The sequence below is a fragment of the Shewanella sp. ENK2 genome (assembly GCF_043568515.1).
GTDB classification, from domain to species: domain Bacteria; phylum Pseudomonadota; class Gammaproteobacteria; order Enterobacterales; family Shewanellaceae; genus Shewanella; species Shewanella japonica.
On sequence record NZ_CP171406.1, the window covers coordinates 1,565,030 to 1,590,965 of the forward strand.

Consider the following 25,936-nt stretch of genomic DNA (forward strand, 5'->3'; position numbering starts at 1 on the left):
AACCGTTACAAGCTTATTGTTACATAAACTCAAGCAGTCTATGTATGCAGTCAATAAGCTTGTTTATTGGCTCCCCTTCAATGACGATGAAGGTTTTATGGTGATAACTAAAAAAGGTGACAAAGTGACGATAAACATAACCACTCACAACATCATCATCTTGGCTCTAATGGCGACGGCTCTGAGCTTGTTCGGTCGCCTTTTACTACAACAGCAACCGCCAAAAGGCTTCCATGAATTGCGACTAGATGAGCCAAAAACAGGCGTATTACAATCCTATAAACCTGTAACGACTGCAAATAACCGCTTATTGGCACAAGCTGAACGAGCAAGTGAACAAGCCAGCAAAAACCAACAGACAAGCAATTTTATCGCTAGGCTTGAGCAAGCAAACCAAATTGCCTCATTTGAACAACGTGCACCGATTATCAAAAATCTACTACAACAGTGGAGTAATCACGATATTCACGCCGTTTTACACTGGCTGCAACAGCAACCAATAACCAACGAACTCGGTGAATACTACTCTCCGGTGTTGCAGCGTTATATGCAAGAAGATGAGCTAGGCGCAGGCGAAATGATCCTCAGCTTGCCCGCTTTTGATGTGATGCCAAGTATTATTGCTCATTATATTAATCACCTTACCCATAAAGATGTTGAAGCTGCACTACTTTGGGTTGATAGCATCCATGACGACTTATCAAAACAACAGGCAACTCAATCATTACTCAATGCTTGGTCACAACTGGCTCCCCTTGAGGTAATGCAATACCTCTCCGATAACAGCCAAATATCTGAAACCGTTAGCCAAAATGCCATGATATCGATTGCCAATCAGCTGAGTAAACAGCAGCACCAAGCGAGCATAGACGCCATTGATCAATATCCAGAAGTGCTGCAAACCAAGTTGGTTTATAGTTTACTGACACATTGGCCCATTTCTGATGCAGCCAATGCTATTGAGTGGATTAATACCTTGGACGGTGGATTAAAAAATGAGGCTATCCGCAGTTATATTGACTACTTTGGTGTGAGCCAACAACCTGAAGTCAGTTTTGAACTTGCCACAAATATGGTCAATCACCCATTAAAGTCAGCTTTACTGCTTAGGGTGTTAACCCACTGGTATCGAATCGATCCGAGTTACGCAAGCCAACGTGTGCGAACGACAATGAAGCTAACTGAAATTGAAAAACAGCAACTTATTGCACAGGTTAATCAGGCTATTGAACGATCAAACCATCAACCAACTCGCTGACAAGGACTGAGTGACAGGCAAAGCACAGTAGCAAATGCATTTAGGTTATAACCGGCGATAAAAAACCACGCTCAATAACATTGAGCGTGGTTAATGACTAAACTACGAATGGTGTTAATCACTACTTTTGAGTTTTACGGTACTCGTCAAAGTTAGTGATGTAATCTTCCATATTACCTTCTAGCAGCTTGCGATATTCTTCAACGTAGTATGCAACCATCTCTGCTTTTTTCTGCTTCATTTGCTCTGCATTATCAAAGCTTGTCGATGCAAACCAAGCGTTATAACGAGCAAGTGAGTACATGAAAGAAGCACTGATCTCTCCCGTTTTCACCTGAGGATCTTGATTATTCTCGTTAGCAACATTAATGAATTGATTAGCACGCTCGAAAAACGCTTTATCTGGATTTGTTTCAAACATTATAAGACCCTTGAAATAAAAGCAGCCAAACGGACATGGCTGAATAGTAATACCTATTAACGTACGTGCTTTTAAGGCGATAAACCGTAAGATTGTTCACATTCTAGGTGACTGATATGTCATATCTGTGAGCCGTGTCAGCTTAGTCAATCCGCACGATCAAACAGGCATAAAAAAGCCCTACTTATGACTTGATTACAAGTATTAAGTAGGGCGACATATTACTTAAAATATGTGGTCTATCTATCAAGCATCTTACTTAGCTTTACAGTTGAACTCGCCGCTGTAGTCAAAGTTGAAGTTGTAGATAGTGAAGCCTTCAGTGCCTTCTTTAGTGCCATCTTCACCTTCAGTAGACAGGCCTGTGATTTCATTTGTTGCACAGCGTAAGCCTTCGTCAAGCTTAGCCGAAGCAAATGAAACGCTAGTTGTGTTTGGCGCTTCAAGTTGGAACACTTTAGCATTCGGGAATTCAAGTGTAGTGCCTTCTTGCATCTCTAAACGATCTGCTAAGTAGAACTGAACTAATTCACGGTTGTTAAATGCGAACTCTTCTTTAACCATCACAGCGTTATCAACACCAGGCATACTTGAGTTAGACGCACGGTAGTTGTTGGTAATCACATAGATTTCAGCATTGTCAGCAATTTCATCACCATTGTAAGTCAGGCTCGTTAGCTGCTCATTTTCAGTTTCAGTGTACTGGTGACCATTGATGTCAGTGAATCTTGATTCGTTTTCAACATTCACAGTGTACTTAAGTAGCCCTTCGCCATCAGCATTGAAGCCACCGTAGAACGCATCGAAGTTATAACCAGGGAACTCTTCTACTAAGAAAGTTTCACCCGCTGATAACGGTAAGCTGCGGTATGCATTTGAGTTAACCCACTCAATCCAACGCTTCATGTCGGTACCAGTCATTTTCAATACTGCTGGCGTGTTGTTATCAAATACATAGATATCAGCAACAGATGCGTTAGTTAACTCACCTTCTTGAATGTTGGTGTAATCAGTACCGCCATTACGACCAGACTTGAATGGCGCAGATACAGATAAGAAAATCGCATCTTCTGAAGCATCAGCGAACTCGCCTTCTGCTTTCCATTTATTTAACTGGTGAAGTTGCGCTTCATTAACGACTTGAATAGATAAATCAGGTACCACTTGCGGGAAGAAGCTGTTCATGTTGACGTCGATATCAGCAATTGAGTCAGCCATGTATTCCACTGTGCCTTCATGCTCAGTTTCAACTAAATCTTCGATTGCACCGTCAGAGCCTTCAACTAATGAGCGAAGTTCTGCAGTCGAGAAACTATGGTCAACCGCCCAAGTTTCACCTTTATCTTTAGAGAAAAGTCGTAAATCAATCACACCTAACTTAGCACCCCAGTAACCAGGCATCACTGCTGGAATACCGTTGATTAACCCTTTCTCTGCATCAACATTTGGAATGTCACCATACTCGCCAGTCGAGTTAGGGAAGTCACGGTGATCGTGGCCAAACATGATGGCATCAATGCCTTCAACGTAACCTAAATGCAGTGATGCATTTTCAGCAAATTCGTCATCGTTATTGTTTAAGCCTGAATGCGGGATAGCAACAATCACGTCTGCGCCTTCAGCTTTCATGATTGGTACGTAATGTTCAGCCGTTTTCTTGATGTCTGAAACCACAACGTTACACACTAAGTGAGCAGCATCCCAACCCATGATGTCTGGTGGAGTAAAACCAATCACACCCACTTTTACCGTGTATGTCTCACCATCTGCAGCTGTAAATTCACGATCTAAAATCACATATGGGTCATACATGTGCTCAGCAGTTTCGTAGAAATCTTCAGTAATGCGAACTTCACATTCATCAGCAGCTGCGCTCACTTTTTCTAGTGAATCATCAGCTTTCCACACGTTTGCACCAACGTAAGGGAAATCTGAACCTTTAAGTGCTTCATCTAAGTACTCTAGACCATAGTTGAATTCATGGTTACCTAAGTTAGCAGCATCATATTCTAAATGATTCATCGCTTTGTAAACTGGGTGCTCCTCACCTTTTAAGTGCTCTGCGCCAAGTGCTGCCATGTAGTCGCCCATTGGACTACCTTGAATCAAGTCACCATTGTCAAACAACATGCTATTAGCGACTTCTTTACGAGTTTCTGCAATCACTAAAGAAGTACGTGCTAAGCCCCACTCTGGTAGGTTAGCTTCATTGTGTTCAGCACTTTCAAAGTAGTTGTATGGCATAACGTTAGTATGGATATCTGTTGTCTCCATAAGACGGATATCCATTGAAACGATCGTATTTTCAGGCGGGGTTTCTGGTTTATCGTTATCAGATGAATTACAACCCGCTAGTGCAGCTGCAACACTTGAAACAAGAAGCAGTTTCTTAGCATTAAATTTCATGTTCACTCCAAAGGAATTAAAGTATTTCTTTCATTTGAACCATTACCGCCATGTTTCTATTAATCACATTAACTGAACATAAGCCGTAAAGTATTTATTAGTCACGGTCATTAAAGACGGCGACAAATTAAATAAAATTAATATCTAAGTAAAGTAAAGAATAAATGATACACCGAAACAAATTAACAACTCGGAATACACCACAATAGAAAAACAGAAAGTAAATTAAATAATAAAATTACAGTTTGAATGGAAAAACAAGATAATCAGAACGGAAGGTTTATGACATGGGTATTAAAGTTGAAAAACAAATGCGTTTTTAGATGGAAGAACTCATACATCGCGCACAAAGACCCCAATGGCTTATCAAACTGGATAAAAATATTAATCACTGCCGATTAACAATAATATAGCTCACCAATAATCCGCCAGTCTGAACAATAAAATTATAATTAAAATCTATATATTACCATTCAACCACTTAGAGCAAAACGAGCCGCAAGAGCAAGAATACAAAATATCACAAATAACAACAAAATTAGCATAAAACACTTCAAAAATAAAAGTGCACAAACAAAACAACCCAAGGTTAAAGCCAAAACAAAATATGATCTAAAAATTACAAACCTGATAGAAACATAAATAATATTGATTAAAAAACCAACAACAAATACAACTAAACACTACAAAAACAAAATTTATCTTTGAATAACAGCAATCAATCCGCAAACAAACAAGCTCAAATGCTGACGCAATAATTAAACAGTTACAAAACAAGCGTAACAAGTTAACCACAAAACTTATTGGCAGGGTGTATTGTTTGCTCTCTATAATTAACTCAGCACTTAAGTTCATATAAAACTAAGTACTAATATCAGCAATAAATTACACTCAACTAAAGAGACAAAATACAATAGCAAAGTATAACCAATAAATATAATTTTAACGCCAACTAAATTGAAAATAAATATTACAACAAGACATACATATTAATTATTTAATATATCGTTATGGCAGTTCGCATATTTAACCGGCTAGAGGATTAAATTATCTATTAATCAGTTAAAAACCGGATCCCACCTTAAAATAAAGCGCATTTTCTTCATCACTGGCTGCAATATCTATCCCCATGTGAATACCATAACGGCGTGCGATTTGGTAGCGAAAGCCAACACCGTATGCATTAATGCTTTCAAGACCATCTTTGAATGATTCATTTTGCGTGACGCCATAGCCGTAAAAACTTGAGACGGTCCAGCGGTGATCAATGTGATACATCAATTGCGCCTGTAACGTTCCTACCTGCTCCCCTTGATAGCGAAACGCCGATACGCCTCGCATATCAACATATGGTTTAGCAGTGGGCGATAATTCAGTGTCTTTCTCATAAATTTCGTCATAGCTGCCCGCCACCGCAAATGTCCACTTATCAGCGATAGGAAAGTAAGCTTCAGCACTGGCATTCAGGGTCGCATAATGACTATCCGATCCAAAAGCTTCATCAAAAGCCATATATTCAGCCGACAAAATATAGCCGTTTTTAGGAAAGAACATATTGTCACGGGTATCAAACTCTGCCACGAGCCCTAAGCCAGAAGTCGTATGCTTATCACCTAATGCTTTTTGCAATAACCAATCAATAATTTGATTTGACGATGATACGCTCGACTCTGACCATATCTGTTTAACGCCAAGCATTAATGGCGTATCTGCAACTCTAAATTGTAATTTTTGCAGTGCAAAAAAGCCTCTGTCGATGTATCAAACTTAATACTTTGATTCGGAGGCAATATCCCACCCAAATCGGTATAAATGTTTAAATTCGCTTTGGCTGCACCAGCACCGCCTGTGTAGCGGATCCGATCATTAAGCCAAGAGTGGCGATGACCAGCCAGCGCAAACCAAGTACCATTTTCTGTACCACCTGCGCCCACTAGAGTCATTGCAGCAGGAATAAGTTGCGCTCCACCGTCTACAGACTCAAGTGCCTTTTGTTTCCTTAATGCTTTCTCTTCTTCTGTTTCATGTAAGAACAGTCCCATTAATCCGCCACCAAAGCCCACTGCGGGTTCAGTAATAATCACTGGGACGGGTAAAAAACCGTAGGCATTTTCCGCCAAATGATGCCCTAAATCGAGCTGACCATCTTGCTCATCAAAAAAGTATGATGACTCTGCCATTGCATGTGATGAAGCCACCAACATGGCAAATAGTGAAAGATTTTTGAACATGGAAATGCCTATTTAACAATGCAATAAAAACAACTGGAACGCGCTTCTGAATATTCCGTTGTCAAAAAGGCGCCAACAAGAATTAAGGTCTATTTTGAAGGAAACATAAAAGGTCAACGAATCGCTGATGAAGGATCGCATCATACCAATGCAGGCAGCATTGCGTTCATCAGCCCCAAACTGATACGGCTAACACTGCGGTAAAATTAAGATAAAAACGATAATAAAAACATAAGCAGACCTTATATTAGCAATTAAGCGTTAATATTCAGGCCTTTTACCCTGCCACCTCACACTTTACGCATTTCATCAACAGCAAGATAACGTTAATAACATATACTAAACACTCCTTCACTTTATCCCATAGGAAAAATGATGACTCGTTATTCACTTGCCGCTACCTGCATTGCTTTAGCGTTATCCACGACTGCCAATGCAAGCTCGATTGAAGAAGAGCTAAAAGCGTTAAAAGAACGAATTGAACAGCTAGAAGCACAACAAGAGGCTACCAATAAAACGCAGCAAACCGTACAACAGGATGTTGTCGTCATCAATGAAGTTGAAGTCGTCGAAGCTGTGGAAACGGTTGAGAAAACCAAAGCCAAGGTCAACTTTGGTGGCGCAGTACGAGTCAATTACTCCTATGAAGACTTTAATGATGCTAATGCCGATCGTGGTGGTGATTTTGACTTCGACCTATTTAGAATCGACGTTTCGGGCAGTTACGGCGACTTAATCTACTCAGCACAATACCGTTGGTTTGAGTACATGAATGTGGTGCAACATGCCTGGATTGGCTATAACTTTGACGAGCATCAACAAGGTAAAATCGGGGTCACTCAGGTGCCGTTCGGCATGCTCACCTACGCATCGAATAACTACTTTTTCAGTTCTAACTTTTATCTTGGTCTAGAAGATGACCATGATATGGGCCTAAATTACACATACAAAAGCGACGTAAACCGTTTTGATGTCGCCTTTTATAAGAATGATGAACAAGGTGGTATTGATGGGTTTGTGTCAGATCGTACTGACCGCTATGCCTACGATGTCGTGGGAATTCGCTTAGATGGCGAGGATGCTTATGATGCACCAACAGCAGGTTATGAAGCCGGTGAAGTCAACACCTTTAATCTGCGTTACGCCCACAATTTTACTTTTGACAAACTGGGCGTTGAATTAGGAGGCTCAGTACAAGCTGGCCAATTAGAAATTGCTAACGGCACTGATGGTGATAATTTTGCGGCAGCGATTCACGGTATTCTCGATTATGATCGCTGGAACGTGAAATTACAGGTCACTGATTATGAGTACAATGTCGATGGTATGGACGTTGACCGTATAGTGGTTGCAGCTTATCACTTCTATGACTCCATCCCAGCCGAAGCGACCACTTACATCGCAAATGTCGCATACAGCTTGCCGGTTGATTTTGGCCCAGTATCTAACTTAACTTTTTATAACGATTATTCATTGGTTACAGGTAAGTCTGCATCACTTGAAGACACCTTTATGAATGTTACTGGTATGGCAGTGTCAGCAGGAGGTCTTTACACCTACTTCGATTATGTTGTTGCCGAAAACCAACCTTTTATTGGCGGCACTATGGTCGGTAATGGCGATACTAACAAACGCTTTAACATTAACTTTGGCTACTATTTCTAATCGCTTATTGCGTTATTAAAGCAGACAATATGCCCGATTATCACTCGATAAACGGGCATATTTTTAAAACCCAATAGGCTAGTTAATTAAGAAAGATTATTCTGTGTTCACCTTCTGCTCATGTTACCTTCAGTATATTGATTATAATCACCACTGCTCATGTTACCTTTAGTATATTGATTATAATCACCACTGCTCAAACATTGTGGTAACGGTAGAGACCTAAGTGATTGACTTCATTAATGTCACTATCATCAATAAGAGAATGTAATATGAAATTATTATTGGTCGAGGACTCAGAAGCCTTACGTCGACCTGTGATCAAAGCGCTTAAAGCATCGGGTTTTGCCGTCGATGCCACAGGTGATGGCCAAGAAGGTTTATGGATGGCGCTTGAGCACGATTACGATGTCATTATTCTCGATATTATGCTGCCAAGTTTAGATGGCCGAGACGTATTAAAGCAGTTACGCGAAGCCAATAATGAATCTCCGGTTTTATTCCTTACCGCTAAAGACGCCATTGAAGATCGTGTTGCAGGTTTGCGCTTGGGCGCCGATGATTACTTAGTCAAATCCTTTGCCATTGAAGAGCTCATCGCACGTGTCGAGGCCCTAGCAAGGCGTAAATACCAAAACCGTTCGCCAAAACTTGTTGTCGCCGATTTGGAATTAGACCGCTCAGCGAAAACCGTAATGCGAGCACAACAATCGATATCATTACCATCGCAGTTATTTGCTTTATTGGAATATTTGATGCTGAACACCAATAAGGTTATTTCTCGAACTCAAATAGAACAACATATCTATGACGAACAAGTCTCACCAAGCAGCAATGTGGTCGATACCGCTGTCTGCGCCTTACGAAAAGCGATTAGTGTATCAAGCAACAGCGCCCCGCTTATCCACACTCGTCGAGGAATGGGCTACATGATCAGTGCAGAGAAACCATGACCAGCATTCGCGCCAAGTTACTATTTTGGCTAGTTCCCTGCTTTGTGATCATCGCCATATTAGTGATATCTGCTCTGTACCTTTCTGAGCAGCGTCGATTGAATGCCAGCCTCACTAATGAATTGAATGAATTTGCTCGCATCATAAAACTCACGCTTAAAAGACCGCCTAACCGGTTCACTCCACCAGCGGCATTAAATCAAGATTTTAGCGCTAATATCATGTCAAAACTCGACAATGAAAATAGCAATTACTATCTACAATCTTGGGAAAAACAAGGTCAAACACTGCGTAAGTCCAGCAGTCTTGGTGATAATCACCTGCCTGCCCCCAGCAGTTTACAACAAACCGACAGCTCAGATGATGTCGAATATAACAGCCTGTTAAGTAACGGCGATGCTATTCGTGTTTATTCATTTGCCGTTCAAGGTGGCCCAAGAAAACCAGCAGCAAACATATCAGTGGCCATAAATCGAGAAGAGATAAATCAACAGTTGTCCACATATGCGCTGCAATTGATTGCTGGCGGGTTATTTTTTTGCATCTTATTATCAGTCATGTTGGTGTTTGCTATTCGTAAAGCATTAACGCCAATACAGAACTTGTCTGAACAGGTTGCAAAAGTCGAAGCTGGCTCGTTGCATAACCGATTAATTGCAACCAATGTCCCTTCTGAGATCAGCCCGTTAGTCGACAGGCTTAACCAACTGCTCTCAAGGTTAGAACAAAGCTTTGCCAGAGAACGTCAATTTAATAATGACTTAGCCCACGAGCTACGCACCCCATTGGCCGCAATGCGAACCACCAGCGAGGTTGCTTTGAAATGGCCAGAGCAATCCTCATCAGAAGATTTTCAGTATATTGCTGAGTCATCAGCTCAATTACAGCAAACCATTGATAGCTTGCTGTCGTTAGCACGAATCGAAAACTCAAGCGCTGAAACATTACTGGAACAAGTCAATATAACCACGCTCATTGAAGAGTGTTTATCATTACAAACCGCTCAAATACAGCAGCGAAATATCACCATCAGTCAATTAGTCACTCCAGATCAATACATAATGAGTGATCCTCGCTTACTGTGCGTTATTTTTTCAAATTTAATCAGCAATGCCGTCGCCTATGCCCCAGTAAATAGTGACGTCATCATTGACAGTGAAAGCCAACAATCAGTCATTCGGATCAGCAACCATGCACCTCATCTCAATCAAGATGACTTAACAACCATGTTTGATCGCCTCTGGCGAAAAGACAAAGCAAGAACGGATAACCAGCATGTCGGATTAGGCCTATCTATTGCCTATAGTGCTGCCCAAGCTCTATCGCTTGAGTTGCACGCCAAGCTTTATGAAGAGCAATTACACATGTCACTTAACTACAGTAAATAACACTCGCCCATCTTCTGCTCATCTTCTGCTCATCTTTGGTTAATTATGCTAGCCCTGTATGAACAACTCATAAGGGAAGCACAGTGATAATTAAACTAAGAACAAACCACACGCTGCGTATACTTTGCTCAATGTTACTCAGTCTCATGTTATTGGGTTGCGGCGGCGATAGCACGGATAGCCTTCAAGATGAAACAGACATTGGCGAAACCCCCATCGATTCTGGCGGAGATTCTGGCGATGATGATAGTGATGATAATGGTGATGATGGAGACGACGGCGACTCAGGCACCGGTGAAGATGATGACGGTAGCGGCGAAGACGGTGAAACACCACCGGTGAGTTTCAATCTCGGTACGGCAGCCCTTAACGATACCGGCATTACCTTTGGCGCAGACTACAACCGAAATGGTTTTGATTGCAGTACGACTCTCACTGCAAGTGATAACACAACGCTCGCTCAAGATTGTAATCAAGGACGAAGTGCCAGTACGAGTCAAAGCGGTTTTGATTTTACCCGTATCAATGCAGATGGCACTGAATATAACGGCAGTGGTGACTATCAAACCGCGCCTTGGGCATGTGTTAGGGATAATCGCACAGGCTTAATGTGGGAGGTAAAAACTCAGGATGGCGGCATTCACGATGCCAATAAAACCTACCGCTGGGGAGGATTAACTGCGCTCGAAAGAGAGCACCCCGAACGCAATGGGGATTACTATGATGATTGGAACAGCTTAATCATTGGCACCAATGAAGCTAACCTTTGTGGCTACAGTGACTGGCGAGTACCGAGTAATCATCAGTTAATGTCAATTGCCCATTTCGGTTCCACCTTTACTAATAGCAATGGCAATCTTGCTTCGAAAATTGACGGGCAATATTTTCCCAATACGGTTAGCGAGTTTTACTGGAGCTCGGTGCCTTATTACGGCGAACATCAAGCGTTTTATGCATGGGCGTTTCAATTCGTATTCGGCAATAACAAAAATATTCAGCGTTACCAGCCAGCAGCATTACGTTTAGTGCGAGTGATTGACCCTATCGCCACCACTAATAGTGCGCAGCAAACCCCAGATGAACGTTACACCGTACATGATGACGGTACCGTTACCGATTTAGCCACTGGCCTAATGTGGGCACAATGTGTTGCAGGCCTTGATGGGCTTAACTGCGATAGTGGCTCAGCAGAAACGATGGACTGGGGCGTAGCACTTGAATACGCACAGAATACTCAACTGGCAGGCTACAGCGATTGGCGTTTACCCAATAATAAAGAACTATTTTCACTGGTAGATTTTAGCACTGTCTCCCCAGCCATTAACCTCACCATTTTTCCTTCAACCACCAATGAATACACCTGGACCTCATCGCCGATGATCGAGTTCTCACAAGACTCATGGTTTATCAATTTCAAAACAGGGTTAAATTGGTTTAAAGGGCGAAGTGATAACATGTTAGTCAGAGTCGTGCGGGCTGGTACGTCAGACTCGCAACTGGCAGCTATTGATATTCAAGATGGCGAGGCGATAACCTTTAATGACGGTTTAGGTACTGTCGAAGGTGATGTTGCGCCAGTAGATGTGCATGCTCAAGTGCTTATTAATGAGCAAGGATTAACGGGTGATCCTACAACAGGTCGCAATTTACCTGATATTAATGATGCTAAAGCCCAGTTAGGTAAAGCGCTGTTTTATTCAAAACGATTAAGCGGTGAATACGATACCGCATGCGCCTCTTGTCATCATCCTGCGCTGGGTGGTGGTGACAATTTATCATGGCCTGTGGGATACGATGCCGTTGATGTATTTCACGACTTTGCGCCTAACTTACTCGGTTCAGGTCGATACTTTAACGGCAGTGATAGTGACGAACTTGCGGGTTACCCTGTAATAGGTCGCAATGCGCCAACCGTGTTTAATCTAGGTCTGCTAGATCGAGGGCTGTTTTGGGATGGCCGTATCGAAAGCATCAGCGGTACACCGAATGCCCGTGGTACTGATGCTGGCATCATCACCCCTGACTCCGCTAACTTCAGCAGCGCAGATAGTAACATCCCGTTAGGTGCATCATTGGCCAATGCACAATCTCGTTTCCCCACTATTACCCATAACGAAATGCGTGGCGACGAGCCCCTAGGTGACAGTCATCAAGCATATCGCTCAATGTTAGCAGCTCGCTTTGAAGGTCATGCAGAATGGGAAGGGCTATTCCTAGCGGCCTATGGCAATAACACGGTGACATTTGATCGTATTGCTGAAGCTCTGGCCGCCTTTGAAGAGTCAATGGTCTTTGCGAACAACCCATGGAAAGAGTATGTCGCAGCGCTGCGTGGTGAAGCCAATAACAACATCGATAGTCTCAGCTTTAATCAAAAAGTCGGTGCAGTATTGTTCATGACAGCAGGTGACGAAGGTGGCGCAGCTTGTAGCCAATGCCATACTGGAGATGCGTTTACTGACGGTAAATTCCACGCCATCGGTCTAGGCCAAGTCGGCCCTGGTAATGGTGATAGCAATCAGTTTGTCATCGACAGCGATTTTGGACGCCAAAATATTACAGGTGATATAGGCGATGCTTATCATTTTCGCACCTCGCCATTACTGAACATTACGGTTACTGGGCCGTACATGCATAACGGCGGTCTATCTACGCTATCGCAGGTAATGGATGTTTATGGTAATCCTGGTGGTGCCATGAATGACCTGTTAGGCATTAGCTCAATACTCAATGCCGACTCACAATTTAATGAGCTCAATAATGCCGATTATTGCCAGCTAACCTCTGTAGTCGATTTAATGAACAAGTATGGTGAAAGCTGTGAGCAGGTTTACTACAATATGAACCCATACGCATTTGAAAATACACGATTCTTGTTCCGTCAAAGCTTTGATGAATCAACATCTCATTCGCCAGCGCCAGAAATCGATATCAATATTGAACAATCCGATAAAGTCGTTGAATTTATGGAGGCACTAACCGATCCCTGTGTGATCGATAGAGTCTGTTTACAACCATGGATTATCGATAACAGTAATTGGCAACAACACCCTGATTATGCTGACAACCCTAATTTGATATTAATAGGGGAAGATAAAAACGCTACTCTGCATTAACCCGCGTAAAGTGCAATAAATCAACACATCAAACCTTCAGATACTAAAAGTCTGAAGGTTTTTTTACTTAAAGACCTGTTAACCGAAAAACAAAAATAGATCTGCGTATTGCTTGGCACAAATAAGTCATTATCAACCGCAAATGTCGTCGTATCGGTCCCTATAAAACCTGCTTATGCGCTCAAGGCGACTCAATAGTGTGCAATAAACAAAAAATTTACAAACGCAAATGCTATGTTGTAACATAACAGTGATGTTTTGGACTCCAAGAACCTAAAGTGAATAATTTAGGTGAATTTAAACACAAAAATGTAGAGACAGTTAATGCAAAAAGAAATGGTTGTAGCCTCCTCCCTGAGTGTTCGTTTTTCAGAGCAAAATGTCCTTGACGATGTAAACTTTAAAATAGGTGAAGGCGAAGTATTTGCCCTGCTTGGCGGCAATGGTGCTGGTAAATCCACTGCTCTTAAAACCTTTTTGGGAACAATTCCCCCAGCCAGCGGCTCTGCAATGGTAATGGGAATGTCTGTTGAAAAAGACATAGATAGCATTCGCAGTAAAGTCGCCTATCTACCTGAATCAGTTATGTTATACGGCCACCTTACTGGTGTTGAAAATATTAAATATTTTCTGTCTCTGGCTGACATCTCTCGCGCCGAATCAGAAATCGAACAAGCTCTCACACGAGTCGCACTACAAAAAAATGCTTGGCATCGAAATATGGCGCATTACTCAAAAGGTATGCGTCAAAAGACGGCCATTGCCTTGGCACTACTGCGTGAAGCACCAGTATTATTCCTTGATGAACCTACTTCAGGTTTAGATCCAAATGCCATCGATGAGTTCAACCAACTGATTGCCACTCTCGCAAATGAAGGCTCTACCGTATTTATGGTGACCCATGATGTTTATGGTGCCTGCCAAATTGCCCACCGCATTGGCTTATTAGATAACGGAAAAATTGTTGGCATGTTTGAGCGTGGTGACAATGCCCATATCGATACAGAAGAAGTTCATTCAGCCTTTTCAGCGAGATACAGAAAATAATGGCCATTAATCAAATTACGCGCGATGAATGGCGTTTTTGGCATAGAACCAAGCTTGCTGCAACCATTATCATCATCGGCACCTTGCTGACTATTGTATCTGCAATAGTTAACACCAATGAAATGCAACACGCCACGCACGAGCGTGAGCACTTACAACACACCTCTGAATCTCGATTTTTAGAGCAACCAGATCGTCACCCACACCGTATGGTGCATTACGGTCATTATGTGTTTCGTACTCCTTCTACACTGAGCATCATTGAGCCAGGTGTTGACGCATTTACTGGGACATCTATTTTCCTTGAAGGTCATCGTCAAAACAGCGCCATGTTTTCTGACCAACGTCAGGCGTCTGGCATGACCCGCTTTAGCAGTTTAACACCGAGCTTTTTACTGCAAGTGCTGGTGCCTCTGTTCATCATCATGATTGGCTATGCCAGCATCACCCGCGAGAAAGAAGCCGGAACCCTCGATATCATGATTACCCAAGGTATCAATTTATGGCACTTGCTCATGGGTAAATATATTGCCTTAGTGAGCAGTGGGTTATTGATGTTACTGCCACTGATTATTGCCGCTATTTGGGCGACAGTGAACGGCGAGTCAATCATGATAACCAGTGCATTCGTTGCCGGTTACGTACTTTATATCTTGGTTTGGAGTGGCATTGTGTTAGCCGTTTCGGCGCTAAGTTCTAAAAACAGTGCCAGCTTTGCCACGTTAGCCTGCCTGTGGATTGTGCTGTGTATTTTAATCCCTCGCATTGGTAGCTCAAGCGCTGCAGCAATTGCCCCTTCACCTGGGAAATTGGAAGCAGACTTTGCTGTTTTAGAAGAGTTAAGAAAACTCGGTAACGGCCATGATGCTGCAGATCCTGCATTTGAGCAGCTAAAGAAGAACTTACTAGAAAAATATGACGTCGATAACATTGAAGATCTACCGATTAATTTTCGCGGTGCGGTATCGCAATACTCAGAGAAAAAACTCACCGATTTGTTGAATGAATTTGCTGAAAAACGCATGGATGAGGAGCTTTCACAAGCACAAATCGCCAGGCAGTTTGGTTGGTTAACGCCCACTACAGCAATCCGTTCTTTTTCAATGATGATATCTGGCACCAGTTTAGAAACCCATCATCGTTTTCTGCGGGAAGCTGAAAAGTTACGTTTCGAGTTTGTTCAATCACTTAACCAAGTTCATCAAGATGCTTTGAGTTATGAAGACGATATAAATCGTTATACCGATGATGACATCGCTCGAGTAGATGCTGATAACTGGCAAGTATTATCTTCATTTTCATTCGAACCTGACACGGCGACAACCAGACTAGAACGCAGTACGGCTTACGCTCTGCAATTATTATTCTGGGCGATAGGTGTTGGGCTTTGCTTGAGAATCGCAGTAAGGAGGATACGTTAATGAATGTATTTTCAAACCTAAAAAGAGAAGCACACTTTCTTGCAAAGCAGCGTTATGTTATTGCATTTCTTAGCATTGTATTTGTGCTGGCTGTTTTTTCAGTATGGTCAGGGATCAGCGAAACACAATCACAAATAAGTACGATTGAACGACTGCAGCAAAAAGATCAAATAGACCGAGAAGATGTCCTGTCGAAACAATCTGACTATGGCAGTGCAGCCTATTACACCTTTCAGCTAACCTACTCTGAGCCTTCAGAGATTGCCTTTGCCGCTTTAGGGCAGCGAGATATTTACCCGTGGAAGCATCGCGTACGTATGTTGGCTTTGGAAGGGCAAATCTATGAAACCGACGTCGATAATCCGGAGCTGTCTTTTTTAGGCAAGTTTGATTTTGCTTTTCTGGTGAGTGTGTTGCTGCCGCTATTTGTGATTTTACTACTTCACGATCTTCGCTCCTCTGAGCGGGAAGCAGGTCGTTACGACTTATTGATAGCAACCGCAAGAAAACAGCGAAACCTGTGGTTATCACGCGCCTTTGTACTTTGTAGTGCTTTAGCTGTAGCCATCTTGTTACCCTTTATTGTCGGTGCATTGTTCTTTAAGGCCCCACTGATATCAGCACTGCTTATGATACTGGTGGTACTCGCTCATCTAGTATTTTGGATGCTATTAACCCTAGCATTTACTGCTAGTAAAACAGCCTCAAAACAAAGCTCTGCCCAAACCGCTTCTGTGTTACTTGCAGCTTGGCTAACCGTTACTGTGTTAGTGCCTGTTGTCAGTGATATGGCCATTGATGAGATGGTGCATAGTCCTAATGGTGGCGAAATCGTTTTAACCCAGCGTGAAGCAGTCAATGATGCTTGGGACCTGCCTATGTCCGACACTTGGGATGCCTTTTTAGTGAATCACCCTAAATGGAAAGATAGCACTCAAATGGATTCATTATTTGAGTGGAAATGGTACTACGCATTTCAACAAGTGGGCGATGAGAAAGCCAGTGAATTATCTAACGCTTACCTTAATGCCACATTAGAAAAGGACGCACTCGCTGGTCGTTTTGCGCTTATTTCACCGCCTATGATGACCCAAAGACTGATGGCATCAATCGCTGGAACAGACACACAAGCGTCAATGAGGTACGAGCAAAGTGTGCGCGAATACCATCAAAGATTACGTCACTTTTATTACCCACTGTTGTTTAGCGACGATGAATTTAGCCTAGACACGATGTCAGGTTTACCGAAATTTACACCCCCTGAAAATATATAAAGCCACTAAATCTAGCCACTAATTTTAGTGGCTAGATCGAGTTGCTAAATCAAGTTACTAAATCAAGTTACTAACAAGGAAAATAGTTAACATGAAACGCCACACCTTCAAACAGCAGATCAAACCTTTGAGTCTGTGTATCAGTATCGCTTTATCAACGCCTATGCTTGCTCATGCAGCTGATGCTACGGCGACCGTTAAAGAGGATGTTGAAGTCATTGAAGTGACAGGTCTTCGTAATGCGTACCGCGGTAACGTTCAAGAAAAAGATCTACCTCAATCTATCTCCACTGTTTCGTTTGAAACATTGGAATTAACTGGCATTACGGGCCTTCAAGATTCATTGGCATTAGTGAGTGGCGTGACCAGACAAAACGACTTTGGCGGACTGTGGGACATGTTCGCCATTCGTGGTTTTGCTGGAGATGAAAACCTGCCTTCGGCCTATCTGATCAACGGCTTTAGTGCCGGTCGCGGCTTTAGCGGCAATCGCGATATGTCTAACGTAGAAGTGATGGAAGTACTTAAAGGACCAAGTTCAGCATTATATGGCCGTGGTGAGCCTGGCGGTACCGTCAATATCATCACTAAAAAGCCTCTGTTTGACCAACAAGGTTATATCAAACTGACTGCCGGTAGCTTTAATACCTATCGCGCGGAAGCTGACTTTACTACGGGATTAACCGACGATTTAGCATTTAGAATTAACGGTGCTTATGAAGATAAAGAAAGCTACCGTGACACAGTTGAAAGTAACAAAACGGTTTTAACACCTTCATTTTTATATCAATTAGGTGATGACACGATTCTCAGCTACGAGCTTGAATACTTAGATCAAGAAACACCAATGGATCGCGGTGTTGTGGTTGTTGAAGGTAAAGATTTTTCAGCATCAAACTTTTACGGTGAACCAGCTGACGGACCTGTTGAAATTAATGCTCTTGGCCACCAGCTGCAGCTGCAACATGATTTAGCGGGTGATTGGGCCATTAATGCGGGTCTCAGCTACCGCACATCATCATTTGAAGGCAGTGCAACAGAACCACGTTGGTACGATGCTGATGGTAACTACATTGTCCGTCAGCACCGCTATCGTGATTTTGATGCCGAAGATTTATCGGGTCGTTTCGAGTTCAGTGGTTCAGCAGATTTATTCGGTTTACAGCATAACTTATTAATTGGTGCTGATGCTTACGAGTATGAGCTAGAGCGTCTTATTTTACGCTATCGCCATAATACGGCGCCAGCTGGCAGCCCAGAAAGTAACCCTGAGTATTACGCCATCGACTACGATAACCCAGTGTATCGTGACACCTTGCCAGACATGATAGACAACACGTCTGATTTAGAAGAGCAAAGTGGTCAAGGGATTTACTTCCAAGATCAAATTGATTTGTCTAAAGACTGGAAAGTCATGTTTGGTATGCGCTACGACAACTTCAGCCAAGACATCACTTATCGATTAGACAATAACCGCAAAACGAGCACATCAAAATCTTACTTTAATCCTCGTGTGGGCTTAGTTTACGAGCTATCTGATGAAGCACGTCTTTACACCAGCTACTCAGAAGGTGCACGTCCAAACTCAGGCACAGATGCCGATGGTAATGGCCACGAACCTGAAGAAAGTAAGTCTTACGAAATCGGCATGAAATGGGACTATGCAGAACTCGGATTTAGCGGTACTGCAGCCTTATTCTCAACAGAAAAAGCCAACATTCTAGCCAGTAGTCCTAATGGTGATGGCACCACTGAAGCCATTGGTAAAGCAGAAAGTGAAGGCTTTGAGCTTGACCTTTCTTATGAGCTAACCGAAAGCACGTTAGTGTCGATGTCGTACGCCTATATCGATGCGCAAAATGCCAAAGAAATAACCCTATGGGATTGGTATGTCATTGAAGAAGGTGCTCGTTTAGGCAATGTCCCTGAACACAGTGGCAGCCTGATGCTACGTCAGTTTGCTGAATTTGGTGGGTTTGAAGGCAGCGGCGGATTTGTCGTTCAATATGTTGGCACTCAATTAGGTGACTTTTTAGAGCAAGATTACGACCTGCCTAATTACACCTTGGTGAATCTATATGCCAACGTCACATTGACTGAGAATTTAGAGCTAAACCTCAACATCGATAATCTACTTGATGAAGAGTATTACGCCAACTCATATTCTGAAGCATGGACTATGCCTGGCGAACCTAGATCATTTAAAGCAAGCATGAAGTATTTATTCTAACGTCATCTTGTATAAATGATTGCCACAAGCCGGCATGAGTAGCCTAATTTAATTGCGCTCTTATTCCGGCTTTTAAAGGCTTAATGGCATTTACATTGTCAACAAAACCCATTTTATTTGGGTGATTAATACATAGCATTTGAGGTAAATAATGATGACAACAGCAACTGAGACAACCAATAAACCTGTAACATCCATTAATCGCCAACCTGAAATGCACAAAAGCCGGTTGGCGGTCTCCTCAGACAACCCGAATGTATTAACTGATATTTACCGTGAAGAAGTGAATATTGCCATTTGGCAGCAAGAGCTTAGTCATGACGTTGTCAGCTGTGCACAGAGGTTAGTCACAGAAATACCTCACTTAAAAGCGGTGATGACTGTAACACCACAAGAGTCATATCAACACTTAACTGAGCATTTAAGTCTTTTTGAAAATAATCATTTAATTTGCCATCAAATCAGCTTATTGGTGGATATGTTTTGTACCCTTTTCGAGCTTAAAAGAGTCGGCCTAAGATTAACGGCACTTGATCGCGCTATGTGCCCTAAATTCCATGTAGATAGAGTCCCCTCTCGACTGGTTTGTACCTTTACGGGGAACACCACACAATGGCTTGAAAACAATGTCATTGACCGTTCAAAACTCGGCATCGGTAGCCAAGGACTTGCTGACGAAGAGTCAGGTCTTTTGCAATCCATCGAAGATATCAACCAACTGTCTGTCGGTGATGTTGCGTTATTAAAAGGCGAAGGTTGGATTGATAATGAAGGCGGCGGATTAGTGCATCGTTCCCCTAGCCTAACTAAAGATGAAAAAAGACTTTTATTAACATTGGACTTCATCAACTAAACGCCCCTTAGAGAATCAATCAATGAAAGATTATAAGGCGTATTTTATATTCAGATGATAGTAACCTAAGTTATCGCAGGTTAGGCGATTTATACACTTACTACGATTTTTGGGTTGCCAGCTGCCCTTCATTAGTTCATTAGCGGCACTATCATTGACGATGGCGTTACTAATTAAGCGAGTTAATATTAATCCGAATGTGAATGTTAGCGACTATTTCTAATAGTTTATTTCATCAATAATAAACAAAAGCACGTTTATCATTGATGATATAAACGGGCTTTCACATGCTGAGAAAGTGCACTACAGCAGAGTGTGTATGTATATAAACAAGCTGTATATAAACAAGCTGTATATAAACAAGCTGTATATAAACAAGCTGTATATAAACAAGCCACCCATTATTAATCAATAACATAGCGGCCTTTTGGTATGCTATCAAGTGAACTCACCTGATTGAGTAGTCGTTGGTTTTGGGGGCTATTGATTTAGCAAGATTTGTTGCTATTTCGGCGTATTCAGCTGATATTGTCCGAATTTAATTCGGCACCAAGCTGTCCATGTTGGAATACTGGAAGATTGATTAGATTAAGCGATTTGCTTTGTTGCTACCATACAAACAAGCCATCCATTATCAATCACAATCTATTATCAGTTGTTACTTTCTTGCTCGCCGCCTTCCTCTCGATACTCAAGCTTCTTCAAGTCGGCATCATACATGGCCGTTAATAGCGGCTCGCCATTACTGTTAACTCGAAACTCACCGTAATCAGCGGCTTCATATACCCTGGCGTGACCTTCTTGAAAGAAGAAAGCGTTGGTGGCAAATTTGATTTGCCCATGCCTCACTCGATACTGTATCCGTAACGGATTTGAAATCAGAGTTTGCTCGCTATCTTCAGCACTGCTTATACCGCTGTTTTTTGCATTACTCTTGCCGTCATCTGGAGCATCTGCAATAGCCTGAAAATGGGCGATATGATTTTCATCGATTTTGACAATGACATAACCATCACTATTGGGGAGTGATTGCCACTGTTCACCTGTTATCTCAATGTTTTGCTCTTCACTGCTAGCTACTGAATGACTTTGTGTATCTGAAACGCCTTGATTGGATTTCGCAGCTTCAATTGATTGCGCTTGAGCACGCTTTAATGCTGCACGAATATCATCTGCGATTTTAAACCGCAGCGCCATGTAGTCCCCCTGCATAAGTGAGCGAGGATCAACAGGAGCTAACTCAAGATAGACTTTGGTGCCATGAGCAAGATGTTGCTCTTTTTGATAAATTTGCCAATTCACTAACCCTAATATGATGACTAAGGTGCCAAATAACAGGGTTTTGTGTAAGCGTGTCTGATGATGACTCAACAATTGGATTAACTTATTCACTCGCCGACTCCTTGGCAACATTATTGATACTCGCCTCAGCACCGTTTAGCCAACTGGATTTAAGTAAAAACCAGCGCATACCTAGCAGGACTAATCCCATCACGATGAGGGTTATCGACTTTTCAAAAAGGGGGTAGTGTAAAAAATAATAGTAAGCAGATATAAAGCTCAGTAGAGCGGTAATCCCTACTCCCGTTAATAAGTAATTACTGGCTGAAAAACCTAAAATGAGCAACAAGATACCGACGTTAATTCCTGGTGCTTCAAACGATAGTACCGAAATAATAACGATAACGGCGAATATCCAGTAACGCAGTTTTTGGGATAATTCAGGATGACGACTCAGTATCGTTTGCGCCACATACAGTGACACGAATGCCAATAGTACATTCCCCATCCAAGGAGCGGTGTAGACCCCTTGACTGACCGAAGCGCCGATATCCTTATACCAATGGTATTGAAATGCCATTAAGCTAGACTGCAAAACTTGTGATAATAACAAGCCATATGCAATGGGACGTTTATGACGTGATAACCCGGCAAACATTGGTTTTTTTGATAGATTGAACTCATTTAATAATAACCAGCACGCAACCATCAGCACCACACCGCCACCAATAAACGGCAGGTGAAGCAAGGCTAACGTCACCATCAAACAGCACCCTGCAATAAATGCTGAGCAAAACCGATGAATATCATTCGGCATCATGAACAATAAACTAAGCTGTAATACTGTGGCCATTAACCAACTAACATCATCGTTAGTATGTTGAATAAAGCCATATACCAATAATATTTGCCCACAAAAACTCAACGCTAATGCAAGATGCTCTAAAAACTCATTTCGAATTTTTAAAAGTAATACATAGGCCACCAGCACCAACACGGCTCCCATGATGTAAGGGCCTGAATCTTCATCGAAGATAAACTCTAACCCCAATGCGACAAACCCTAAAAAGAATGATGCTGCAAACCAGCCCGCTATTGCGAGTAATAACTTCACAAACCAAGGTGATGTAATTTCAGTTTTTTCTGGCGCTTCCCCCATAACCAATTGATGCTGTATGAGTAATTGCCAAAGCCCATGGATTGGCTTATTGGTATTAGAGAGTGACTGCTTCATGATTGCCACTCCTTATTGATATTTCGCAGCCACATTGCCGACCCCGCCGCCATTCCAATCGTGGTGAACGACATCAACAAAAAGCCCAACTCATGAACATCATTTAGTAGGTGCGTCGTTAAAAAGCTGATAATAATGATGTTGGCCGATAACAAGGTGCCAGCTAGCATAAATAAATCCTGCCGAAAGCGTCGATAGGCGATGTACATTAAGCTAACCCATATTGGCCACACAATCACAGGAACGAGGTTTTCACCACTCAAGTCATAGCGACTTACACCTATATAATTGGCATCTACGATAACCAACAATGTCAGCCAAGTAATACTGTAACCACTAACTGACGCTAATACTCTTGGTGCCCAGCGAACAGCTAACCAAGTATATCGGCGGCTCATAAACTCCCAACACAATAGTGCTATGGCATTGATACTAAAGACGCTCCAGAGCGCATTTAAGTCTTGATGCCCAAAAAGTCCTACCCCGCCAAACTCAAGAAAATAAAGTAGTACTGCTAAATTAAGTAAGCCTATCCATACCATCCACAATGCACTTAAGCGACCTATGATGACCCAAGGAATAATCAGCAATGCCCAATTAAAAAATAACTGCCAAGGATCGGCACCTGTTTGATATGTCTGCCCAAATAACGCCAGTAATACCCCGAAGAAAATCGACGCCATTAACAAAGGGATTTTGGCAACGGTATCGCTGACTTCAAATTGGCTTACGATTGAAGAAGGTGCCTTGGAGGGTTCTGATAAAGCGGAGCCTTCAGTTTGCTGAGTTTTTCGCGCTTTTTTATCTAACCAGTAATAACCAATAACAGATAAAACAATCAGCACCTCAACAAGCATGAATTTGGCGAATCTCCCCATTTCATGCCAGTTATAGGCAATAAAAAACAGCACAGAAAACATCAATGCTAACCCGCCAAACCAAGCGAGTAATTGATTCACGAATTCAAACCAGCGTTGAGTGTTAGGCGTTACACCACTTAGCTGCAACGCCTGATTGAGATGATGTTCAGCTATTTTGTCTTGCTCGATTAGCTCAATCATTTGAGTACGATTTGAGGTCATATTGAGTCCATTCTTATTTCAATAGCGGCAAATTTGACTAATCAGCCCACACTTCAGGAATGAGGGTCATTCTTCTGATGCTAGGATTATGATTACAAATATGTTGCGTTGGGTTTTCAAGAAAAGCCTTTACAGCATTTGTCTCACATCGCCATTGTATACCTTGTCCAAACTGACTTGGTTTGTGATGAATAACAGTGCCTGACTCAAATTGCGAATCTAGCACTAATACAATTCCTTTCTGGCTAGAAATAAAAGCATCTCTGACACCAATTTCAGACTTTAATCTATTTAACATTGCACTGGCTTCTTTATTACTTTCTGGAAAACGATGATTTTGATAATAAAATCTATCAACATCTCTTCTAGCGCTTAACACTTGACGATTTAGGCTTTGAAATAATGACTTCAGTGCCGCTTGTTCAGAATTCAGTTTGATTGTTTTGGTTTGGACGGCAATTTGCTTTTGCATGTTTTCAAGAATGCTAGCTTTATGCTTTTCCTGCTCGCTCATTCTTTGCTGAATCTCGATTTCCAGCTTTTTATTCACTTGCTTTACTTTCAAACCGTTCGTCAAAATATGCACAGTGACGGCAAAAAGTATCAGTAAGCTAGAAATAATAAGCAATTTGTAAATAGAAAAGCCTTTAGTGAAGTCTTTTAAGAAAACAGAAAATGATCGGTGCTCTTGATGTTGCCAAATATCTTTCTGTCTTGCTTGAAGCTGTTGTTGTGGTGAGAGCGGAGGGGTAGGCCCTCTTTTATGTGTCGCGATCACTTCTTTGGCAATACGCTCAATTTCTAGCCTATCGAGCTTGGTAACACCATCTAATACTTCAAGATAATCAATTCCAAGAGGTGGAATATTTCGCCTTTTTATACCATATAGCTCAAAGTCTCGAGCCAAGACTTTAGCCTTGATCTCATTAATAATGACATCACTTGAGTTACTCCAATAGTTTCCATACCCACCCATATACTTTCATCCTTGACACACAACTTAATCAACCCAATTAAGCTGAAATGCTGTTACAACACCATTTTGTATTCAATCACATTCAAATCCTTAAATGTAATTGAATACAATAGCATTTATTCTTTATATGCACATTAGTTTAGCGATTTAAGATTATCAATTAGCTACAGCTCAGCTCGATAAGGAATACCACGTTGAGCGCCATGCCTAGTCACCGCAATCGCCGATGCTTGATTGGCAAAACTCACCGCTTCAATCATGCTAAGCCCTTCATCTAATGCCACCATTAATGCGCCATTAAAAGTGTCACCTGCAGCGACGGTATCAATTGCAGTGACAGGAAAAGCGGCTATTAGTTGATTGTATCGCTCAGAATCAGTTTGCACACTGACATAAGCGCCCTGACTCCCTAGAGTGATAATGACCGTGCCAATGCCATACTGATGCAACTTGTTCGCCGCAAGAGCGGCAGAATGTGTATCAGTAACCGTAATACCCGTAAGCGCTTGTGCTTCAGTTTCATTAGGCGTGATGATGTCTACCAAACTCAGTAATTCTGATGGTAAAGTCGCTGCAGGCGCAGGATTGAGTATGGTGGTGCAATCGTGCTGTTTAGCAAGCCTTAACGCTGTCGCCACAGTATCTATTGGAGTTTCTAGCTGAATGAGTAAATAACTGGCTAGGTCAAACAGTCTTTGTTGCTGCACAATATGCGCAGACGTTAAGCAAGCATTTGCTCCAGCAACCACACCAATACTATTTTCACCTTTTTCACTAACAAAAATCATTGCTGTACCAGTATTTTGTCCAGCAATATCATAACAGCCAGATAATATCACGCCGTCACTTTGCCAAGCATCCCGCATCAACTTGGCATTACCGTCATCACCCAGCGCACAGATAAATTCGACCTGCTGCTTTGGTGTTTTTAATCTAGCTGCAGCAACAGCTTGATTAGCCCCTTTACCGCCAAGTTCTAATCGATATTGCTGGCTCATCAAAGTCTCGCCAGGTTTGGGTAGCGTACTAAACGCTAATACATGATCAGCATTAGCACTGCCCACAACTAATAATGTGTTCATCAAAAGGCTTCCTCAGTG

At 42.1% G+C, this 25,936-nt stretch carries 19 protein-coding genes; 10 read left to right on the top strand and 9 right to left on the bottom strand.

Annotated elements, in window-relative coordinates:
• The first annotated feature begins 124 nt into the window (after window positions 1-124).
• Window positions 125-1,258 carry a hypothetical protein gene (locus ACGEDC_RS06815; RefSeq protein WP_394497308.1) on the top strand — a complete coding sequence of 378 codons (1,134 nt, stop codon included), beginning with the start codon at window positions 125-127 and terminating at the stop codon, window positions 1,256-1,258.
• A gap of 121 nt (window positions 1,259-1,379) precedes the next feature.
• Here ACGEDC_RS06815 and ACGEDC_RS06820 read toward each other — a convergent pair whose 3' ends face one another.
• The 4 genes from ACGEDC_RS06820 to ACGEDC_RS06835 form a co-directional block, all read right to left on the bottom strand.
• Window positions 1,380-1,679, bottom strand: a complete 300-nt coding sequence (locus tag ACGEDC_RS06820; RefSeq protein WP_055025560.1) for a DUF3144 domain-containing protein — start codon at window positions 1,677-1,679, stop codon at window positions 1,380-1,382.
• A gap of 255 nt (window positions 1,680-1,934) precedes the next feature.
• Window positions 1,935-4,085, bottom strand: a complete 2,151-nt coding sequence (locus ACGEDC_RS06825; protein ID WP_394497311.1) for a bifunctional 2',3'-cyclic-nucleotide 2'-phosphodiesterase/3'-nucleotidase — start codon at window positions 4,083-4,085, stop codon at window positions 1,935-1,937.
• A 1,062-nt stretch (window positions 4,086-5,147) separates the two neighbouring features.
• Window positions 5,148-5,783: a BamA/TamA family outer membrane protein gene (locus ACGEDC_RS06830; protein WP_394497313.1), complete on the bottom strand. Its 636-nt coding sequence runs from the start codon at window positions 5,781-5,783 to the stop codon at window positions 5,148-5,150.
• Window positions 5,783-6,316 (bottom strand): hypothetical protein, encoded by a 534-nt coding sequence (locus ACGEDC_RS06835; RefSeq protein ID WP_394497315.1) that lies wholly within the window; start codon window positions 6,314-6,316, stop codon window positions 5,783-5,785. The genes ACGEDC_RS06830 and ACGEDC_RS06835 overlap by 1 nt, the downstream gene beginning before the upstream one ends.
• 375 nt (window positions 6,317-6,691) lie before the next feature.
• Between ACGEDC_RS06835 and ACGEDC_RS06840 the strand changes: the two genes are divergently transcribed.
• The 9 genes from ACGEDC_RS06840 to ACGEDC_RS06880 all read left to right on the top strand — a co-directional run bounded on the left by ACGEDC_RS06840 (window position 6,692) and on the right by ACGEDC_RS06880 (window position 20,263).
• The gene (locus ACGEDC_RS06840) at window positions 6,692-7,981 is read left to right on the top strand and encodes a carbohydrate porin (protein WP_394498277.1); all 1,290 of its coding nucleotides are present in this window, start codon (window positions 6,692-6,694) and stop codon (window positions 7,979-7,981) included.
• A gap of 272 nt (window positions 7,982-8,253) precedes the next feature.
• Window positions 8,254-8,934, top strand: coding sequence for a response regulator transcription factor (locus tag ACGEDC_RS06845; protein WP_055025567.1), 681 nt, complete (start codon window positions 8,254-8,256; stop codon window positions 8,932-8,934).
• On the top strand, window positions 8,931-10,322 hold the full coding sequence (locus ACGEDC_RS06850) for a sensor histidine kinase (protein ID WP_394497318.1): 1,392 nt from the start codon (window positions 8,931-8,933) through the stop codon (window positions 10,320-10,322). The genes ACGEDC_RS06845 and ACGEDC_RS06850 overlap by 4 nt, the downstream gene beginning before the upstream one ends.
• An 83-nt stretch (window positions 10,323-10,405) precedes the next feature.
• Window positions 10,406-13,438: a DUF1566 domain-containing protein gene (locus tag ACGEDC_RS06855; protein WP_394497320.1), complete on the top strand. Its 3,033-nt coding sequence runs from the start codon at window positions 10,406-10,408 to the stop codon at window positions 13,436-13,438.
• Between the two features lie 324 nt (window positions 13,439-13,762).
• Window positions 13,763-14,485: an ABC transporter ATP-binding protein gene (locus tag ACGEDC_RS06860; protein ID WP_394497322.1), complete on the top strand. Its 723-nt coding sequence runs from the start codon at window positions 13,763-13,765 to the stop codon at window positions 14,483-14,485.
• Window positions 14,485-15,906, top strand: coding sequence for an ABC transporter permease (locus ACGEDC_RS06865; RefSeq protein WP_394497323.1), 1,422 nt, complete (start codon window positions 14,485-14,487; stop codon window positions 15,904-15,906). The genes ACGEDC_RS06860 and ACGEDC_RS06865 overlap by 1 nt, the downstream gene beginning before the upstream one ends.
• Complete coding sequence (locus ACGEDC_RS06870) at window positions 15,906-17,180, top strand: DUF3526 domain-containing protein (RefSeq protein ID WP_394497325.1); 1,275 nt, start codon at window positions 15,906-15,908, stop codon at window positions 17,178-17,180. The genes ACGEDC_RS06865 and ACGEDC_RS06870 overlap by 1 nt, the downstream gene beginning before the upstream one ends.
• Window positions 17,181-17,271: 91 nt before the next feature.
• The gene (locus tag ACGEDC_RS06875; protein WP_394497327.1) at window positions 17,272-19,410 is read left to right on the top strand and encodes a TonB-dependent siderophore receptor; all 2,139 of its coding nucleotides are present in this window, start codon (window positions 17,272-17,274) and stop codon (window positions 19,408-19,410) included.
• 151 nt (window positions 19,411-19,561) lie between these two features.
• Complete coding sequence (locus ACGEDC_RS06880) at window positions 19,562-20,263, top strand: DUF1826 domain-containing protein (protein ID WP_394497329.1); 702 nt, start codon at window positions 19,562-19,564, stop codon at window positions 20,261-20,263.
• Window positions 20,264-20,914: 651 nt separating this feature from the next.
• Here the strand turns inward: ACGEDC_RS06880 and ACGEDC_RS06885 are convergent.
• The 5 genes from ACGEDC_RS06885 to rbsK all read right to left on the bottom strand — a co-directional run bounded on the left by ACGEDC_RS06885 (window position 20,915) and on the right by rbsK (window position 25,918).
• A complete protein-coding gene (locus tag ACGEDC_RS06885) occupies window positions 20,915-21,655 on the bottom strand; it encodes a GDYXXLXY domain-containing protein (protein WP_394497331.1) in 741 nt (246 codons plus the stop codon).
• A complete protein-coding gene (locus ACGEDC_RS06890; RefSeq protein WP_394497333.1) occupies window positions 21,648-22,778 on the bottom strand; it encodes a DUF4401 domain-containing protein in 1,131 nt (376 codons plus the stop codon). The genes ACGEDC_RS06885 and ACGEDC_RS06890 overlap by 8 nt, the downstream gene beginning before the upstream one ends.
• Complete coding sequence (locus ACGEDC_RS06895; protein ID WP_394497335.1) at window positions 22,775-23,860, bottom strand: DUF2157 domain-containing protein; 1,086 nt, start codon at window positions 23,858-23,860, stop codon at window positions 22,775-22,777. The genes ACGEDC_RS06890 and ACGEDC_RS06895 overlap by 4 nt, the downstream gene beginning before the upstream one ends.
• A gap of 37 nt (window positions 23,861-23,897) precedes the next feature.
• Window positions 23,898-24,836, bottom strand: coding sequence for a hypothetical protein (locus ACGEDC_RS06900; RefSeq protein WP_394497337.1), 939 nt, complete (start codon window positions 24,834-24,836; stop codon window positions 23,898-23,900).
• 164 nt (window positions 24,837-25,000) lie between these two features.
• Window positions 25,001-25,918: a ribokinase gene (gene rbsK / locus ACGEDC_RS06905; RefSeq protein ID WP_394497339.1), complete on the bottom strand. Its 918-nt coding sequence runs from the start codon at window positions 25,916-25,918 to the stop codon at window positions 25,001-25,003.
• Between the last annotated feature and the right edge of the window lie 18 nt (window positions 25,919-25,936).